This is a genomic window from Streptomyces coryli (assembly GCF_011044975.1).
Taxonomy (GTDB): domain Bacteria; phylum Actinomycetota; class Actinomycetes; order Streptomycetales; family Streptomycetaceae; genus Streptomyces; species Streptomyces coryli.
In genome coordinates this window covers 39,456-56,529 of sequence record NZ_JAAKZV010000004.1, presented here as the reverse complement: position 1 = coordinate 56,529, position 17,074 = coordinate 39,456, and the positions used below count along the sequence as shown (strand labels likewise).

The following is a 17,074-nucleotide window of genomic DNA, read 5'->3' as shown; positions in this document are numbered from 1 at the left end:
GATGCACTTCCCCACCACCGTCAAGGACAACCCGGTCATCCACGAGGCGGTCCGCCGCCTCGACGGCCTCGGCGCCCCCCGCTTCGGGGAGACGCTGCTGCGCTGCCTGGACGACACCCTGGCGCGCACCATCCGGCCGATGCCCGACGGCACCGCGTTCGTCGTGACCGGCGACATCCCGGCCATGTGGCTGCGCGACTCGTCCACGCAGCTGATGCCGTATCTGGCGCTGCTACGGGACGACACCGCACTGCAGGAGCTCCTGCTCGCCGTGCTGCGGCGGCAGTTCGGGCAGATCGCCCACAACCCGTACGCCAATGCCTTCAACGCCGAACCCTCCGGGCAGGCCCACGATCAGGACGACCTCTGCGACGACCCGTGGGTGTGGGAGGAGAAATACGAGGTCGACTCCCTCGCCTTCCCGCTGCTGCTCGCCCATCGCTTCTGGGCGGCGACGGGGCGTGCCGACCACCTGCCGCAGGCGGTCCAAACGGCGCGCACCGTCGTCTCGCTGTGGCGCACGGAGCAGGACCACGAGCACCGATCGGCCTATCGCTTCGTGCGCTCGGACGGGCCGCCGACCGACACCCTGCCGAACGCGGGGCGCGGCACCCCTGTGGCCCGTACCGGAATGACCTGGAGCGGATTCCGGCCCAGCGACGACGCGTGCGACTACGGGTACAACGTGCCCGCGAACCTGTGCGCGGCGGCCGCCCTCGACGGCGTGGCCGCGATGGCGGAGCACGTACGGGAGACCGAACTCGCCGCCGACGCCGCGGCATTGGCGGCCGAGCTGCGGGCGGCGGTCGGGCAGCACGGCACCGTGGATCATCCCGAGTACGGCCGGATCTATGCCTACGAGGTCGACGGGCGCGGTAATGCGCTGCTGATGGACGACGCCAACATGCCGAGCCTGCTGTCGCTCCCGCTGGTGGCGAAGATCCCGCCGGGCGACCCGCAGTACCTGGCGACCCGTAAATTCGTGCTCTCCCCGGCCAATCCGACCTGGTATCGCGGAACGGCCGCCGAGGGTGTCGGCAGCCCGCACACCCCGGACGGGCACATCTGGCCCATCGCGATCGCCGTCGCGGGTCTGACGAGCGAGGACCCGGCCCGGCGCCTGGAGTCGCTGCGCATGCTGATCGACACCGACGCCGGTACGGGCGCGATGCACGAGTCCTTCCACAAGGACGACCCGCACCGGTTCACCCGGCCTTGGTTCTCCTGGGCCAACGCGATGTACGCGGAACTGGCCCTGGACGTGGCCGGGCTCGGCACGCGTTCCCTGTGGCTCGCTGACGAGTAGCGCGCACCGGGTCTCAGCCCGTGCCGCGCCACCGCAGCACCTCCAGCGCGGCGCCGATGGCGATGACGTCCTCGGCCAGGGGCCGGGGCAGCAGCCGGTCGGCCTGGGCCAGGCGGCGGAGCAGGGTGTTGCGGTGGATGTAGAGGCGGTCGGCGGCGCGGGAGGCGTTGCACTGGGCGGCGATGAAGATCCGGGCCGCCTCGCGGATGCCGGGCTCTGCGCGGGCGAGGTCGCCGAGGACGCGGCGGACGAAGCTGTCGGCGGCCTCCACGTCGGAGGTGGCCAGGGCGATGAGCTCCACTTCGTCGTGGGTGGCCAGCTGCTGGGGTGAGGCGAGGCGGGCGAGCATCCGCTGGACGGTGAGGCTGTCGAGGTGGCTGCGGCAGAAGCCCGCCAGGTCAGCGCCGGTGGAGCCGATGGCCGCCCGTACCCCCGGCTCGGCGGTCAGCTGCTCGCGCAGCGCGCCCGGATCCGGGCGGCCGTGCAGCCACAGCCAGCGGGTCGCCTCGCCGGCCAGCACCGTCAGCGGGTGCGGGTCCGCGGCACTGGCGGCGATCAGGTCGGTGACCCGGCCGAGGGCAGCGGCGTCGGCGTGCGGCTCCTCGGTCCAGACGATGGCGGCGGTGTGCCGTCCCGCCAGCCGGTAGCCGAGGCGCTGCTCGGCCCGGTCCCGTGGCAGCGGCGCCCCGTGCAGCAGCAGGCTGACGGTCTCGCGGCGTTCGGCGTGGGTGGCCTGGGCGAGGTCGTCGCGCTGTTCGGCGATGAGGCCGGCGACGGCCGCGATCGTGTCGTCGACGAAGGTGGTGATCGAGCGGCAGGAGACGTCGAGGAGTTCGCGCAGCTCGCCGACGTCGGAGGTGAGGGAGAGGCAGAGCTCGGTCCAGCGCCGGACGGCGACGCCCTGGCCGGCCCGGTAGGCGTCCAGGCCGCTTTCGTTGAACCCGCGGCGCACCAGCTCGCGGGCGACCGCCACCGGTACATCGCCGGTGTTCGGCGCGACCCGCTCGCCGGGCCGGTCGACATTGGCCACGGCCCAGAAGTGCAGGTTCGCCCGGTTGGCGCGGCGGGTGGCGGCCGCGAGTGCCGGGTCGTGGCTGAGCTGCCCGCGCTGCGGGCCCGAGAGGGTGGCCTCGTCGAGCTCACGCAGCCACTCCTCCGGCGGGTCGAGCGCCAGCCGCGCGCCCTCCCGGATCAGCTCGCGTATCCGCGGTGACGGCGGCTCCCAGGACATGGCAGCAGCCTAGCGAGGCGGGGCATATTGCTCCAGAGACTCTGCTTGCTGGTGCAGTTTGCACCTGGCGGGCGCGACGCCGATCACCGGACAATGGTCACTGCCGCGCCGCCGCCACTGATCCTCCGTCCGTACGGGAGCTGACACCCATGTCTTCGCAAGCCGCCGCCACCGAGCTCGACGTGCTGATCGTCGGCGCCGGCATCTCCGGGATCGGCGCCGCCCACTACCTCCAGCGCGAGCACCCGCGGCGCACGTACGCGATCCTCGAGTCGCGCGGCGCCCTGGGCGGCACCTGGGACCTCTTCCGCTACCCCGGCATCCGCTCGGACTCCGACCTGCACACCTTCGGTTACGAGTTCAAGCCCTGGCGGGACAAGGACGCGATCGCCGACGGCGACAAGATCCTCGCGTATCTACGGGAGACGGCGGAGGAGCGCGGCATCGACCGCCACATCCGCTTCCACACCAAGGTGATCAGCGCGGACTGGTCGGCGGAGCGGGCCCGGTGGACCGTGGTGGTGGAGCGGGCCGACACCGGCGAGCGGTCCACGCTCACCTGCTCCTGGCTGTTCTGCGCGGCCGGCTACTACCGCTACGACGAGGGCTTCACTCCGCACTTCGCCGGGCGCGAGGACTTCCGCGGCCGCATCGTGCACCCGCAGCACTGGCCCGCCGACCTCGACTACACCGGCAAGCGCGTCGTCGTCATCGGCAGCGGCGCCACCGCGGTCACCGTGGTGCCGGCGATGGCCGCCACGGCCGAGCACGTGACGATGCTGCAGCGCACGCCGAGCTATGTGATGCCGGTGCCGGCCGGCGACAAGATCGCCGAACGCCTCAAGAAGGTCCTCGGCGACCGGCGCGGCCACGCCCTCGCCCGGCGCAAGAACATCCTCAAGCAGGCCGCCGTCTGGCGCTTCTGCCAGCGCTTCCCCAAGACCGCGCGCAAGCTCATCCGGCTCGCCAACGTCAAGGTGCTGCCCGACGGTTACCCGGTCGACGAGCACTTCAGCCCGCCGTACGACCCGTGGGACCAGCGGCTGTGCGCCGCACCGAACGGCGATCTCTTCCGCGCCATCCGCCGCGGCCACGCGAGCGTGGTGACCGACCGGATCGACACCTACACCGAGACCGGCCTGCGACTCGCCTCCGGCCGCGAGCTGCCCGCCGATGTCGTGGTCACCGCCACCGGCCTCAACGTCCAGGCCATGGGCGCCATCACACTGAGCGTCGACGGCCGCCCGGTCGACCTCGCCGACACGGTCGCGTACAAGGGCATGATGCTCTCCGGGGTGCCGAACTTCTCCTACGCGATCGGCTACACCAACTCCTCCTGGACCCTGAAGGTCGGCCTGCTCTGCGAGCACCTGTGCCGGCTGCTGGCACGCATGGACGAGGGCGGCTATGACACCGCCTGCCCGGAGGTCGCCGACCCGGGCATGCCGCTGCGCCCGCTCCTCGACTTCCAGGCCGGGTACGTCCGCCGCGCCGTGGACCGGCTGCCCCGGCAGGGCGACCGCGCGCCGTGGCTGACCTCCATGCAGTACACGAAGGACGTGAAGCTGCTGCGCAAGCTGCCGGTGGACGACCCGGAGCTGCGGCTGTCGCGCAGCCCGGCGCACGCCGCCGCTGCCACGAAGGCCGGGGTGTGACGGGCGTGGCGCACATCCCGCTCGACTGGAAGCCGGACCTGCTGGACGGCTTCCAGCAGCACACCTTCGACCTCGGCCGCGACCCCGACGGCGAAGGCACGGCGGCCGCGGTGCTGGTGCGCAAGGAGCCCGACGACGCGGTACCCGTACGCGGCGCCGTCCTCTACACCCACGGCTTCTCCGACTACTTCTTCCAGACCGAGCTGGCCGACTTCTTCGCCGCCCGCGGGTTCGCTTTCTACGCCCTCGACCTGCGCAAGTGCGGCCGCGCCCGGCGTCCGGGTCAGACCGCCCACTACGTCAGCGACCTGGCCCGCTACGACCAGGAGCTCGACCTCGCCGTCGCGGCCATCGCCGCGGAGCACCCGGATGTGCCCCTGCTGCTGGCCGCCCACTCCACCGGCGGCCTGATCCTCCCGCTGTGGCTGCAGCGCCGCCGCGCGGCCGGCTCGCCGGCCCCGGTCTCCGGCCTGATCTTGAACAGCCCCTGGTTCGACCTGCAGGGCGGCGCGGCGCAGCGCGGCCCGGTCACCCAGCTGCTGCGGCTGGCGGCCAGGGCGGTCCCGCTGCGCGCGCTGCGGCTGCCGGCCAGCCCGTACGGCGACACGCTGCACCGGAGCCGCACCGGCGAATGGGACTTCGACCTCGAACTCAAGCCGCTGCAGGGCTTCCCGGTCACCGTCGGCTGGCTCAACGCCATCCGCCGCGGCCACGCCGCCCTGCACCGGGGCCTCGACATCGGGGTGCCGTCGCTGATCCTGCGCTCGGACCGGACCCATTTCTCCACCCGGTACTCGGAGTTGAGCGACCGCGCCGACCTGATCCTGGACGTCGCGCAGATCGCCCGCTGGGCCGGCTGCCTCGGCGGCGAGACCACGGTCGTCCCGGTCCCCGGAGCCCGCCACGACGTCTTCCTCTCCCGCAGCGACGTACGCGCACGCGCCTACGACGCGGTCGACACCTGGCTGCGGCAGCGGGCGTGGGCGTCCTCCTGAGGACGGCCCCGGCTACGGCAGCGCCGGTGCGTGCAGCCAGCAGGCGGCGGGCCCGAAGTCGGGTTCCCGTACGCCGCACACGTCCATCGCGTGCGGGCAGCGCGCGTGGAACCGGCACCCTGAGGGCGGGTCGGCCGGGTCGGGGACGTCCCCTGGCAGTTCGGCGGGCAGATTACCGAGGGCGTCGGGGTGCGGGATGGCGCTCAACAGGGCCTGGGTATACGGGTGTTGCGGATCGTTCCAGACCGTTTCGGTCGCGCCGACCTCGACCATCTTGCCGAGGTACATGACCGCGATCCGGTCGGCGATCAGCCGGACCACGGACAGGTCGTGGCTGATGAAGAGCAGCCCGGCGCCCGAGTCCACGGCCAGATCGCGCATGAGGGTGGCGACCTGAGACTGGGCCGAGGCGTCGAGTGACGAGATCGGTTCGTCGCCGATCAGCAGGCGCGGGCTGGCGGCCAGGGCGCGGGCGATGGCGACGCGCTGGCGCTGGCCGCCGGAGAGCTCGTGCGGATGGCGGGCGGCGAAGTCTCGCGGAAGGCCGACGCGTTCAAGAAGGTCGGCCGGCGTGCCGGGGCCGCCGCCGGCGCGCAGGCCGTCGGCGATCTGGTCGCCGGCCCGGCGTCGCGGGTTCAGCGAGGAGTAGGGGTCCTGGAAGACCATCTGGATGCCGGTCAGCGTTCTGCGCCGCAGGCCGAGCGGGGTGACAGCGCGGCCGTCGAAGGTGATGGAGCCGCCCGCCGCCGGGTGCAGCCCGCAGACGGCGCGGGCCAGCGTCGACTTGCCGCACCCCGACTCGCCGACCAGGCCGACGACTTCGCCCTTGGCCACCGTGAGGCCCACGCCCGCGACCGCCCTGACCGTGGGCCGCCCGGGGGTCCGGTGCTCGACGACGAGGTCGTCGATGCTGAGCAGGGTCACGGCAGGGCCTCCAGCAGCGAGCGGGTGTAGGGATGGGACGGCGCGCGCAGCACGGTGTCCCGCGGGCCGGATTCCACGACGGCGCCGGAGCGCATCACGCTCACCTCGTCGGCGATCGCGGACATGACGCCCAGATCGTGGGTGATGAGCATGATGGCAAGACCCAGCTCGTCGCACAGGCCGCGCAGCAGCCGCAGGATTCCGGCCTGCACGGTCACGTCGAGCGCGGTGGTGGGCTCGTCGGCGATGAGCACCTGCGGATCGCAGGCCAGCGCCACCGCGATGGCGATGCGCTGCCGCATGCCGCCCGAGAACTGGTGCGGGTAGCGCGTCAGCGCCTCCGCCGGGCCGGGGATACGGACCTTGGCCAGCAGCTCTGCGGCGCGCTCCCGCGCCTCCGCCCTGCTCAGGCCCAGATGCGAGCGCATGTGCTCGGTCAGCTGCCGGCCGACGCTGAGCATGGGGTGCAGGCTGGTGGCCGGGTCCTGGAAGACCATGGCGATCTCGTTGCCGCGCACCCGGCCCAGGTCCTTGTCCGGGAGCCCGAGCAGGTCCCGCCCCGCGAGTTCGACCCGCCCGCTCGCCACCGCGCCGTGCGGCAGCAGGCCGAGGACGGCGAGACCCGTCATGGTCTTGCCGGACCCGCTCTCCCCGGCGACCCCGTGCACCTGCCCCTTCTGGACATCGAGGTCGACGCCGCGCAGGATCTCGGTCCCGCGGATCGTCACCCGCAGCTCGGTGATCGTGAACGTCACAGCGCACGCTCCTTGATGGCGCGGGCCGTACGGGGATCGAGCGCGTCGCGCAGCGTGTCGCCGAGGAAGTTGAACGCCAGCACCACGGTCAGGATCGCCAGCCCCGGGAAGGTCGCCACCCACCAGCTGTCGAACACCTCCACCCCCGACGCGACCATCGCCCCCCACTCGGCGGACGGCGGCTTGGCACCGAGGCCCAGGAACGACAGGCCGGACAGCAGCAGCAGCGCCGTACCCATGTCGAGCGTGGCCAGCACCAGGATCGGCCCGGTCACGTTGGGCAGCACGTCCACCCGCAGCGAGCGCCAGGTCGAGAAGCCGAGCAGCCGCCCGCTGAGCACGTATTCCTGCCCGCGCACCGCCAGCACCAGGCCGCGGCTGACACGCGCGTACGACGCCCAGGCCACGACGAGGACGGCGAGCACCGCGTTGCCGAGGCTGGGGCCGAGCGCGGCGGCCACCACCATGGCCAGGATGATCGTCGGGAAGGCGAAGACGAGGTCGGCCAGCCGCATGATCGCCTCGTCCGCCCACCTGCCGAAGTACCCGGCGATGGCGCCGAGAAGCCCGCCGATCAGCACCGAGAGGGCGACCAGCAGCAGGGTGAGCGGGAGCGATACCCGGGCCCCGTACACGACCCGGCTGAGGATGTCGCGGCCGAGCTGGTCGGTGCCGAACCAGTGCCCGGGCCCCGGCCCGGCGAGGCGCGGCAGATCCTGGGCGAGGGGATCGTGCGGCGCCAGCAGCGGCGCGGCGAGAGCGATCACCACCCAGGCGAGCGCCATGATGCCGCCGGTGACGGCCAGCGGCCGCCGCCAGGCCTCGGGGAGCCGCCGCCACGCTTGGGGTAGCCGTCTCAACGCAGCCTCACTCGGGGGTCGATGACGCCGTACAGGACGTCCACGATCAGGTTGATGACCAGGTAGACGATGCCCACGACCAGGCCGACGCCCATGATCGCGGGTAGGTCGAGGGTGGTGGCGCTCTTGTACGCGTACTGGCCGATGCCCGGCCACGCGAAGATCGCCTCGACCAGGACGGTGCCCGACAGGAGGCTGCCGAACGCCAGCCCCGCCACCGTGATGATCGGCACCAGCGCGGAGCGCAGCACGTAACTCCTGAGGATCACCCGGCGGGGCAGTCCCTTGGCCCGGCCGGCCCGGACATGGTCCTGGCCGAGCACCTCCAGAACGGCGCTGCGCGTGAAGCGCGTCAGCAGCGCGATCGTGTAGAGCGACAGCACCAGCGCCGGCAGGATCAAGTGGCCGAGCGCGCTGGCAAAGACGTCCCACTGGCCGGCCAGCGCCGCGTCCACGGTGTGCAGCCCGGTGACGGACTCCGGCGCGCCGAGTCCGGGGTCGACGCGGCCGCTGCCCGGGGTGAGCTGCAGGCGGTAGAAGAAGACGTAGAAGGCCAGCAGCGCCAGCCAGAACGTCGGCACCGAGATGCCGATCAGGCTCAGCATCCGCAGCGCGTGGTCCGCCGGACGGTCCCGGCGCAGCGCCGCGATCATTCCGAACGCCACGCCCAGGACCAGCGACACCACGATCGCCACGCCGGCCAGTTCCAGCGTCGCCGGTACGAATTCCGCCAGGTCGTCGCCGACCGGCCGGTGGGACTGCTGGCTCATGCCCAGGTCGCCGTGGAGCAGCGCCTGAAGGTGCATCAGGTACTGCTCCGGGGGCGACTTGTCGAGCCCGTGCTCGGCCCGCCACTGCGCCACGATCGTCTCGTCGCCGAGCGCCCGCTGGCCCAGGTTCGCCGCCACAGGGTCGCCCGGCACCATGTTGGTCAGCACGAACGTCACCAGCGTGATGCCCCAGGCCAGCAGGACCGCGATGAGGACCCTGCGGGCGAGGAAGCCGGCGAACGGGCGGAGCCGCCGGACCCGGTCTCGAAGCGCGGTCACGTCACTTGGCACCGAGGTCGGCGACATCGACGGTCCACACCGGGTGGTACTTCAGGCCGGTCACCGAGGTGGCCGACACGATGTTCTGGCTGGGCTGGATGAGCGGGATGAAGGGGCCCGAGTCGTTCAGCTCGGTCTGCATGTCGTGGTAGGCCTGCCGGCGCTCGGCCTCGCCGAGCACCGTGGCGGCCTTCTCGCCCGCGTCCTCCACCGCCTTGTCCGTGCCCGGCTTCCAGCCGACGCGCTGGCCCACGGGCTTGCCGGGCAGGAACACCAGGTAGTCGCTGGGGTCGGGATAGTCCGGGCCCCAGTACCACAGGCCCATCTCCTCCTTGCCGGTGCGGTAGTTGTCCGCCGCGGTGGAGATGGGGGCGGGCGCGAGATCGACGGTGATGCCGACATCCTTGAGGTTGGACTGGATGCGCTCGGCCAGCGGCTGGAAGGGCAGGCCGTTGACGGTGATCTCGCTCGGGTATTCCAGCTTGACCTTCGGATTCTTCAGCCCGCTCGCCTTCAGCGCCGCCTTGGCGCCCGCCACATCCCGTTTGGCGGCCTGGTCCTGCGGGAGTGCGCCGAGGATCTGCGAGGGGATCATGCCCGGCGCCTGCACCGAGCCCGCGCCGGCCAGTTCCAGCAGCCCCTGGTAGTCGACACCCTTGCGCACCGCCTCCGCGAACTTCGGGTTCGGCGTGGTCTTGCTGACCGACTTGTTCCGGGTGGCGTGCAGGTAGATCACATTCGCCGACGCGGTCTTCAGCACCTCCAGGCTGCCGGCCACGGTCTTGACCTGGTCGCCGGAGAGGTTCAGCGCCACCTGGCTGTCGCCGCGCTGCACGTTGAGCTTCTGCGTCGCCGCCTCGACGTTACGGATCACAACCTTGCCGTAGGCGGGCTTGCGGCCGTAGTACTCCGGGTTCGCCCGCAGCACCACCTTGCTGCTGACGCTCAAGGACTCCAGCTTGTACGGACCCGAGCCGGCCGACGCGGAGTTGAGGTACTTCTCCGCCTTGTCCTTCGGGTCGGTGGTCCCGCCGTGCTTCATGACGACCTTGCTGTTGAGGATGCTGAGCACGGGGTTCGGCAGGATGTACGGCAGCGCCGGGTTGGGCACCTTCGACGTCATCGTGACCGTGGTGGCGTCGGTCTTGGCCACCTCCACCCCCTCCAGCAGGAAGGACGGGGTGCCCTTCATGCCGCGTACGCGATTCAGCGAGAAGACCACGTCGTCCGCGGTGAGCGGCGATCCGTCGCTGAACTTCACCCCCGAACGGAGCTTGAGCGTCAGCACCTTGCCGTCGTCCGACAGCTCGAACGACTTGGCCAGCGCCGGCACCGGCTTCTTCACATCGGAGCCGTCGAAGGTGAGCAGCGTGTCGTAAAGGGCCTTGTTGACGAACATGCCGGTCGTCTCGTACATCCGCCCCGGGTCGGCCGTCTTGAGATCGAAGGACGTGTCGATGACCAGCGTCCCGTCACCGGCCGCCGGTGTGCGCGAGCCGTCACCGGAGCAGGCGGCAAGCGGCAGGGCGGTGGCGAGCAGCAGGGCCGTCAGGTTGGTACGGGTCGCCATGGGAGGACCTCCAGGTCGGACGGCAGCGCATCCAAGTTGAGGCTGCGAACGCTAGGGCAGCCGCCGGGGCGCCTCTTCGGACCGTCGTACGAAGGGAGGCGTCCCGGTATGTGCGGGCGTCCAAAGGGCACTTGGCGGTGCCGACGGGGGCACGCCGCCCGGCCGGGTTCATCCGCCCGCACCAATCGATGGCCGGGATTTCGTCCGGCCGTCCTTAGCCAGGGGGTGCCGGCGCCGGTGACGATGTCGGCTCCCGGAAGCAATGCCCGGGTGTACGTCCCTGCCGGCCTCGCTACGAAAGGAACCCCATGCTCCGTCGTTCCAGAGCTGTCCTCACCGCGAGCATCGCGGCCATGGTGATGGTCGCGGCACCGGCTGTGTCCCAGGGCGCGTCCCCGGACACCGCGACGAAGAACGACGCCGTCCAGCGGGTGCTGGACCGAGCGGTGAGCGAGGGCGGGGCCCCCGGCATTCTCGCCGAGGTCAAGAAGGGCTCCGCCCGGTGGTTCGGCACCGCGGGCGTCGCGGACACCTCGTCCGGCCGCAAGCTGACCTCCCGCGACCGCTACCGGATCGGCAGCACGACCAAGACGTTCACCGCCACGGTCCTGCTGCAGCTGGTGGGTGAGGGGCGACTCAGCCTCGATGACACCGTCGAGAAGTGGCTGCCCGGTGTGGTGACGGGCAATGGCCACGACGGCGGCGCGATCACCGTGCGGCAGCTGCTCAACCACACCAGCGGCATCTTCAACTACACGAACGACCCGGACATCCTGGCCAAGCTGGTCGGCCAGGGCTTCCTCGACCACCGCTTCGACAGCGTCAGCCCCGAGGAGCTCGTCAAGACGGCGATGAGCCATGCGCCGGACTTCGCGCCAGGCACGTCGTGGGCGTACTCCAACACCAACTTCATCCTCGCCGGGATGCTCGCCGAGAAGGTGACGGGCCGCTCCCTCGCCACCGAGGTGACCCGCCGCATCATCGTGCCGCTCGGGCTGTCCAACACGTACCTCCCGGGCCGCAGCACGAGCATCTCCGGGCCGCACGGCAGGGCGTACTCCAAGCTCATGGTGGCCGACCCCGCCGCCCCGGTGCACGACGTGACCGAGATGAGCGCGACCTGGGCCGGCTCGGCCGGAGACATGATCTCCACGGCGGGCGACATCAACCGGTTCTACAGCGCCCTGCTCAGCGGCCGGCTGCTGCGTGCCGCCGAGCAGAAGGCGATGTTCACCGCGGTGCCGACCGTGAACTGGATACCCAACACCGCCTACGGCCTCGGCATGATCGCCCAGAAGCTGTCCTGCGGCGTGCAGGTGTGGGGCCACGGCGGCACGATCCACGGCTCGCTGTCGTGGACGATGGGCCAGCGCGACGGATCGAAGCTCGCCAGCGTCAACATCAACGGCGACTGGGTCGATCAGGGCGGCATCTCCACCGCCGCGATGGAGGCGGTCTTCTGTCCCGCCTCGGGCGCCCGCACCGACATCGGCGGCGAGCCCGCTGCCGACCGCCCGGCGACCCGCCCCCTGCAGCTCTCCTGACCGGACACCCGCGAGGCGACCTTGATTCAGCACCCCACATGGCAGATCCACGCGTTCGTACGGGAGGAGGTGTGAGCGACATCGTCGAGGCGGCCGCGGCGGCGTCCGACCTGGCTCAGCGACGGTCCGGCGTGGCCATCAGGCAGCTGTCGCGGGAGGCGGAGTTCCGGGCCGCCTGCGATCTGCTCGACCGGGTCTGGCGGCCGCCGCCGGGCAGCCCGCTGATCACCATGGCGCTGCTGCGCGGCTTTCAGCACGCGGGCAGTTATGTGGCCGGCGCGTACGAGGCGGACCGGCTGATCGGTGTCTGCATCGGCTTCCTCTCGGACGCCGGGCTGCACTCGCACATCGCGGGGGTCGACGCGCGGGCCCGCGGCCGTAACATCGGGTTCGCGCTGAAGGTGCACCAGCGGGCCTGGGCGCTGGAGCGCGCCCTCACCAAGGTGACCTGGACCTACGATCCGCTGGTCAGCCGCAACGCCTACTTCAACCTCGCGAAGCTGGGCGCGGTGGCCGAGGAGTATCTGCCGGACTTCTACGGCGTCATGGACGACGGCGTCAACAAGGGCCAGGGCTCCGACCGGCTGCTCGTCGGCTGGAACCTGGCCGATCCCGCCGTCGCCGAGGCCTGCGTACGGTCGCACCATCAGGCGCCGGTGCCACCGGATGCCGTGGCGGGGCTCGACGCGGACGCGGACGGGCTGCCGGTCCGCGGACCGCTCGACGCCACCTGCCTCAGTGTCCGCGTCCCGTCCGACATCGAGGCACTGCGCGGCGCGCGGCCGGCGGTCGCGCAGGCCTGGCGGTCGGCGCTACGGGATATCCTCGGCGGCCTGCTCGCCGACGGCGCGGCCGTCACCGGATTCACCCGCGACGGCCGGTACTTCGTCGAGCGGAAGGGAGACCGATGAGGACGGACGACGTACCGCGGATACGGGCATGACCGGGCGGGAGCAGGCCCCGCTCGGCCGCGTCCTCGCCGACCTGGGCTCGACCTTCATCGTGTCCACGGTCGGCGAACCGGACCCGGCCCGGCCGGTCGGCGGCGTGCTCATCCACGACCCGCAGGACGCCCCGGCCCGGCTGCCGGGGGCGATCGTCCTCGGCGTCGGCGTCTACGGCGCGGACGAGGTCACCACCTTGGTCGAGCGGGCGGCCGGGCTCGGCGCGGCGGCCGTGATCGTACGGGCCCCGGTCGCCGTGGACGCCAGGGTGGAGGCGGCCGTCCGCAAGGCCGCGATCCCGGTGCTCGGGCTGATGGCGGGGGCGTCCTGGGCGCAGGTCGCCGCGCTGCTGCGGTCGATGCTCTCGGTCGGCGAGCTCGTCGGGGAGCCGGCCGAAGAGCCGCTCGCCGGCGACCTGTTCGCGCTGGCCAACGCGATTTCCGCGCTCCTCGACGGGCCGGTGACCGTCGAGGACCGGGACGGCCGGGTGCTGGCCTTCTCCAGCCGCCAGGAGGAGGGCGACGAGGCCAGGATCGCGACGATCCTCGACCGCCAGGTCCCGGCGGAGAAGCTGCGGGCCCTGGAGGAGCGCGGTGCCTTCCGCTCGCTCTACCGCAACGACGAGCCGCTGTATCTGGAGGGGATCGCGGCGAAGCCCCGGGTCGCGATCGCGGTCCGCGCGGGCGGGGAGATCCTCGGCTCCATCTGGGTCGTGGTCAAGGGTCCGCTGACCGGGGACAGCGAGCGCGCGCTGAGCGACGCGGCGAAGGTCGCCGCCCTGCATCTGCTGCGCCGCAGGGCGGGCGAGGACGTGGGGCACCGGCTCCGCGCCGACCTGCTCGCCACCCTCCTGGAGGGCGGCGAGGGCGCGCCGGGGGCCGCCGCCAGGCTCGGTCTGTCCGCCCAGCCCGCGTGCGTGCTGGCCCTGGCGGCGACCGACACCGCTCCGGCCGCCGACCGGGTGGTGGCCGCCGACCGGATCGCGGGCGCGCTCGCCCTTCACCTCAACGCGATCCACCCGCGGACGGCCACCGCCACCCTCGGCGGCGTCACGTATGCGGTGCTGCCCGCCGCGTCGGACGAGGCGGCCCGCCGGGTCGCGGCGTCCTTCCTCGAACGGCTCGGCGACCGGGCGTCGGCCGTCATCGGAATCGGCGGCGTCGCGGCCAGACCCGAGGACCTGCGCCGCTCCCGCGCCGAAGCCGACCGGGCGCTCCGGGTCCTGCGCGGCCGCCGCCCTGACCTGCGTACCGCCGGCCTTGCCGCCGTCTACGTGGACGCCCTGCTCCTCGAACTCGCCGACCGGATCGCCGCCGACGGCGGCCCGCCGGACAGCCCGATCGCCCGGCTGCGCACCTACGACGCCGAGCACGGCACGACCCTGACCGAGACCCTCGCCGCCTGGCTCGACGCCTTCGGCGACGTCATCTCCGCCGCGGCCGCCATGCACGTCCACCCCAACACGTTCCGCTACCGCCTCAAACGCCTCGCCACCGTGTCCGGGCTCGATCTCACCACCCCCGAAGCCCGCTTCGAGGCGATGCTCCACCTGCGGCTCGACCCCTGACCGCCCGTCCCCTCGCAGATCAACGACGAAGATCGACCCGTCCGCCATAGTGGGACGATGGTCATGAACCACGATGAAGCGCCCGTGCTGGACGCCCTCGCCGAGTATCACGCCGCGGAGCGGCTGGGTTTCACGCCTCCCGGTCACAAGCAGGCCCGGGGCGCGGATCCACGGGCGCGGGCGGTGCTCGGGGACGCCGTGTTCTACGGGGATGTGCTGGCCAATGGCGGCCTGGACGACCGGCTGACCCGCGGGCGCGTACTGAAGCGGGCCGAAGCGCTGATGGCCGACGCGGTCCATGCCGAGCACACCTTCTTCTCGACCTGCGGCAGCTCGCTGTCGGTGAAAGCGGCCATGCTCGCGGTCACGTGCACCGGGCGCAGCCTGCTCGTCGGCCGGGACGCGCACAAGTCGGTGATCGCCGGGCTCATCCTCTCCGGCGTCGAACCGGTGTGGGTCGAACCCGCCTGGGACGCCGAGCGGCACCTCGCCCATGCCCCCACCCCGGCCGCCTTCGACGACGCCTTCACCCGGCATCCCGACGCCGACGGCGCGCTGGTCACCAGCCCCACCCCGTACGGCAGCGCGGCCGATCTCGCCGCCCTGGCCGAGGTGTGCCACCGGCGCGCCAAGCCGTTGATCGTGGACGAGGCGTGGGGTGCCCACCTGCCCTTCCACGAGCAGCTGCCGTCCTGGGCGATGGACGCGGGCGCGGACATCTGCGTCACCAGCATCCACAAGATGGGCAGCGGCCTGGAGCAGGGCTCGGTGTTCCATCTCCAGGGCGACCGCATCGACGTGGCGGAGCTCGCCTCCCGCGCCGATCTGCTGGGCACCACCAGTCCCAACGTCCTGATCTACGCCGGCATCGACGCCTGGCGCCGGCAAATGATCCAGCACGGCACCGACCTCATCGGCCGGGCGCTGGAGCTCGCGGCACGGACGCGGACGGCCATCGAGGGCATCGACGGCTTCCACGTCAACGACCGGGACGACTTCTGCGGGCCCGGCCGGGCCGCCGACTTCGACCCGCTGCCCGTCGTCATGGACATCGGTGCCCTGAACGTGACCGGCTACCGGGCGGCCGACTGGCTGCGCACCCACCACCGCGTCGACACCCACCTCTTCGACCACCGGCGCATCAGCGCCCAGATCACCCACGCCGACGACGAGGCCACCACCGGGCGTCTGCTGACCGCGCTGCGCGATCTGGCCGCGCACGCGGATGAGTTGCGCGGCGGCCCCGAGGTCGCGGTCCCCTCCCCCACCGGCCTGCGGATGGAGCAGGCCATGCTGCCGCGCGACGCCTACTTCAACCGGCACACCGACGTTCCCACCTCGCAGGCCGCAGGTCGTATCGCCGCCGAGATGATCACTCCGTACCCGCCCGGCATTCCGGTCGTCGTCCCCGGTGAACGGCTCACCGCTCCGGTCCTGCGCTATCTCACCACCGGCGTCGCGGCCGGCATGCATCTGCCGGACGCGGCGGACAGCCGGCTCGACACTGTCCGCGTCGTGGCCGAGGCGGCGTAACGCTCCTCAGCCCGTCTCCTCCGGCACCCGCCCGGGCAGGGCGGTCAGGTGCGGCGGATGCAGCGGCTGCACGGTGGGGCTCGCGGGCGCCGTGGTCAGGGCGTCGTCGGCGCCCGGCCACCATCCGGAGTCGCCCTCAAGCTGCTGCAGCAGCACGCCCTCGCGGATGGCCCACGGACACACGGTGGCGCCCGGCAGGCCCATCAGCTTCAGCGCGGTGTGGCCGACCAGCGCGCCGGCCAGCGCCTGCCGGGAGCGCGCCTTCGAGATGCCCGGCAGCTGTGCCCGCTCGGCGGCCGACCGGCCCGCCAGCTGGCGCAGCGCACGGCGCAGATCCTGCCGTTCGAGACGCCGGGTCGCGAACGGGCCTTCGCGGCCGGGCGGGGCGCCGCAGAGCCGGGCCAGCTGCTGGAACGTGCGGGAGGTGACGACCGCGCTGCGCGGCGCCTCCCAGCGGATCCGGGCGGCGACGTCACGCAGCTGATGGCGTACGTACCGGCGCAGCTCCTTGAGCGCGTGCGGGCTGGGCGGGTCGGCGTCGCCGAGGTGTTCGCGGGTCAGCCGTCCGGCGCCCAGCGGCAGCGAGACGGCGAAGTCGGGCAGCCGGCCGCGGCCGAAGGCGACCTCGAAGGAACCGCCGCCGATGTCGAGCATGACCATCGGCCCGGCATGCCAGCCGGTCCAGCGCCGGGCGGCGAGGAAGGTGAGCTCGGCCTCCGCCTGGCCGGGCAGGGTGTGCACCTGCAGCCCGGTCCGCTCGCGCAGCTCCTGCAGCACCTCCGAGCAGTTGGGCGCGTCGCGCACCACCGCGGTGGCGAACAGCAGCGGCGTGCCCGCGCCCCAGGCGCGCGAGGTCTCCGCGGCCTCGGTGACCGCCTCGGCCAGCCGCCGCACGGCGTCGGCGCCGAACCGGCCGTCCGGCTGCACCTGTTGCGCCAGCCGCAGCCGCCACTTGGCGGTGTGCACCGGCAGCGGTGCCCCCACGTCCGCATCCGCGATCACCAGACGCACCGTATTCGACCCGATGTCCACCACACTCAGCCGCATGGTCAACTGAGTACCCTTTCGGACCGCCGTGAAGCAGTGACGTTCACCTCGCCGCCCCCTGCCGTTACCGGTCGCTTCCCGGCGGTGTCGCGTG

The 17,074-nt window shown here is 72.4% G+C and carries 14 protein-coding genes; 7 read left to right on the top strand and 7 right to left on the bottom strand.

Annotated features, from left to right (window positions below; translation table 11 throughout):
• The first annotated feature begins 1 nt into the window (after position 1).
• Positions 2-1,306 carry a glycoside hydrolase family 125 protein gene (locus tag G5C51_RS02275; protein WP_165230643.1) on the top strand — a complete coding sequence of 435 codons (1,305 nt, stop codon included), beginning with the start codon at positions 2-4 and terminating at the stop codon, positions 1,304-1,306.
• A 13-nt stretch (positions 1,307-1,319) separates the two neighbouring features.
• Here the strand turns inward: G5C51_RS02275 and G5C51_RS02270 are convergent, their stop codons facing one another.
• Positions 1,320-2,537 (bottom strand): PucR family transcriptional regulator, encoded by a 1,218-nt coding sequence (locus G5C51_RS02270; protein WP_165230640.1) that lies wholly within the window; start codon positions 2,535-2,537, stop codon positions 1,320-1,322.
• A 149-nt stretch (positions 2,538-2,686) separates the two neighbouring features.
• Between G5C51_RS02270 and G5C51_RS02265 the strand changes: the two genes are divergently transcribed.
• Positions 2,687-4,192 (top strand): flavin-containing monooxygenase, encoded by a 1,506-nt coding sequence (locus G5C51_RS02265; protein WP_165230637.1) that lies wholly within the window; start codon positions 2,687-2,689, stop codon positions 4,190-4,192.
• A 5-nt stretch (positions 4,193-4,197) separates the two neighbouring features.
• Positions 4,198-5,187: an alpha/beta fold hydrolase gene (locus tag G5C51_RS02260; RefSeq protein WP_206313320.1), complete on the top strand. Its 990-nt coding sequence runs from the start codon at positions 4,198-4,200 to the stop codon at positions 5,185-5,187.
• A 12-nt stretch (positions 5,188-5,199) separates the two neighbouring features.
• Here G5C51_RS02260 and G5C51_RS02255 read toward each other — a convergent pair whose 3' ends face one another.
• The 5 genes from G5C51_RS02255 to G5C51_RS02235 are packed head-to-tail and all read right to left on the bottom strand — an operon-like array spanning position 5,200 to position 10,345.
• Entirely contained in the window at positions 5,200-6,111 is a 912-nt protein-coding gene (locus tag G5C51_RS02255) for an oligopeptide/dipeptide ABC transporter ATP-binding protein (protein ID WP_165230634.1), read from the bottom strand.
• Positions 6,108-6,866: an ATP-binding cassette domain-containing protein gene (locus G5C51_RS02250; protein ID WP_165230631.1), complete on the bottom strand. Its 759-nt coding sequence runs from the start codon at positions 6,864-6,866 to the stop codon at positions 6,108-6,110. The genes G5C51_RS02255 and G5C51_RS02250 overlap by 4 nt, the downstream gene beginning before the upstream one ends.
• Positions 6,863-7,726 carry an ABC transporter permease gene (locus tag G5C51_RS02245; protein WP_165230628.1) on the bottom strand — a complete coding sequence of 288 codons (864 nt, stop codon included), beginning with the start codon at positions 7,724-7,726 and terminating at the stop codon, positions 6,863-6,865. Before G5C51_RS02245 ends, G5C51_RS02250 begins: the two co-directional genes overlap by 4 nt.
• Complete coding sequence (locus tag G5C51_RS02240; protein ID WP_338117981.1) at positions 7,723-8,775, bottom strand: ABC transporter permease; 1,053 nt, start codon at positions 8,773-8,775, stop codon at positions 7,723-7,725. The genes G5C51_RS02245 and G5C51_RS02240 overlap by 4 nt, the downstream gene beginning before the upstream one ends.
• Position 8,776: 1 nt before the next feature.
• Entirely contained in the window at positions 8,777-10,345 is a 1,569-nt protein-coding gene (locus G5C51_RS02235; RefSeq protein WP_165230622.1) for an ABC transporter substrate-binding protein, read from the bottom strand.
• 308 nt (positions 10,346-10,653) lie between these two features.
• On the opposite strand from G5C51_RS02235, the gene G5C51_RS02230 reads away from it, so the two are divergent.
• The 4 genes from G5C51_RS02230 to G5C51_RS02215 all read left to right on the top strand — a co-directional run bounded on the left by G5C51_RS02230 (position 10,654) and on the right by G5C51_RS02215 (position 15,933).
• Positions 10,654-11,889, top strand: coding sequence for a serine hydrolase domain-containing protein (locus G5C51_RS02230; protein WP_165230619.1), 1,236 nt, complete (start codon positions 10,654-10,656; stop codon positions 11,887-11,889).
• 71 nt (positions 11,890-11,960) lie between these two features.
• Entirely contained in the window at positions 11,961-12,800 is an 840-nt protein-coding gene (locus tag G5C51_RS02225; RefSeq protein WP_338117980.1) for a GNAT family N-acetyltransferase, read from the top strand.
• A gap of 28 nt (positions 12,801-12,828) precedes the next feature.
• Entirely contained in the window at positions 12,829-14,400 is a 1,572-nt protein-coding gene (locus G5C51_RS02220) for a PucR family transcriptional regulator (RefSeq protein WP_165230613.1), read from the top strand.
• A gap of 57 nt (positions 14,401-14,457) precedes the next feature.
• Positions 14,458-15,933, top strand: coding sequence for an aminotransferase class I/II-fold pyridoxal phosphate-dependent enzyme (locus G5C51_RS02215; RefSeq protein ID WP_165230610.1), 1,476 nt, complete (start codon positions 14,458-14,460; stop codon positions 15,931-15,933).
• 6 nt (positions 15,934-15,939) lie between these two features.
• Here the strand turns inward: G5C51_RS02215 and G5C51_RS02210 are convergent, their stop codons facing one another.
• On the bottom strand, positions 15,940-16,980 hold the full coding sequence (locus G5C51_RS02210; protein WP_165230607.1) for a Ppx/GppA family phosphatase: 1,041 nt from the start codon (positions 16,978-16,980) through the stop codon (positions 15,940-15,942).
• Positions 16,981-17,074 lie beyond the last annotated feature (94 nt).